Source organism: Aeromonas sp. ZOR0001, assembly GCF_000801015.1.
Lineage (GTDB): Bacteria > Pseudomonadota > Gammaproteobacteria > Enterobacterales > Aeromonadaceae > Aeromonas > Aeromonas veronii.
The window spans coordinates 1009-1746 of the sequence record NZ_JRJY01000032.1 but is presented as its reverse complement, the minus strand read 5'-3'; the positions used below and the strand labels follow the sequence as shown (position 1 = coordinate 1746).

The 738-nt window shown below is 62.3% G+C and carries 1 protein-coding gene; it reads right to left on the bottom strand.

The window, feature by feature from the left end; translation table 11 throughout:
• The coding region (locus tag L972_RS03155) for a DinB/UmuC family translesion DNA polymerase (protein WP_442853367.1) at positions 1-738 on the bottom strand (738 nt) is incomplete at both ends.

The window sequence follows — 738 nt, the reverse complement described above, 5'->3', positions numbered from 1 at the left end:
CCCAATCCCTTGGCTTTGATCTGGTCCATCACTGCCATCAGCGCATCTGATTGAGCGGAGGACGGGGCAAACAGGTCGGCCTGTTGCTGCCCCTTGGGGGTGAACTCACTCAGCATGACGCCCCCCTTCTGATAACGGTAACCGTCGCGCCAAATCTGCGGTAGCAGCACGTTCACTTGCTGCAGCAGCAACCGGGTGTCATCGCTAGGGCAGACCAGCCGAACGCCAGCCTGCTCACTGTAGTAAGGCGCACGTTCGTCAAAGGGGCTGGTCCGCACGAACAGATGCACCCGCTGGCAACACATTCCCTCGGCCCGCAACTTCTCGGCAGCACGAGCCATAAAGCCTGACAACGCTTGGGCCATTTCCCCACGGTCAGTCACGCGCTCACCAAAGGAACGGCTCGAGAGGATCTGCTGCTTCGCCGCCGGTTCAACGGTCAGCTCTGCGCAAGGCAGGCCACGCAGCTCCTGTACGATCCGCTCGACCACCACGCCGTATTGGGCGCGTAACCCTTTGGCGTCGCTAGCCACCAGGTCAGCAACGGTGTTGATGCCTTGTGCCACCAACTTGGCTCCCAAGCGCCGTCCTATGCCCCACACCTCGTCCACCGGGGTGATAGCCATCAGCCGGGCACGGCGCAGCTCGTCACGCAAGTCCACGACGCCGCCAGTGGCAGGCCACTTCTTGGCTGCATAGTTTGCCAGCTTGGCGAGGGTCTTGGTGGGGCCAATCCCG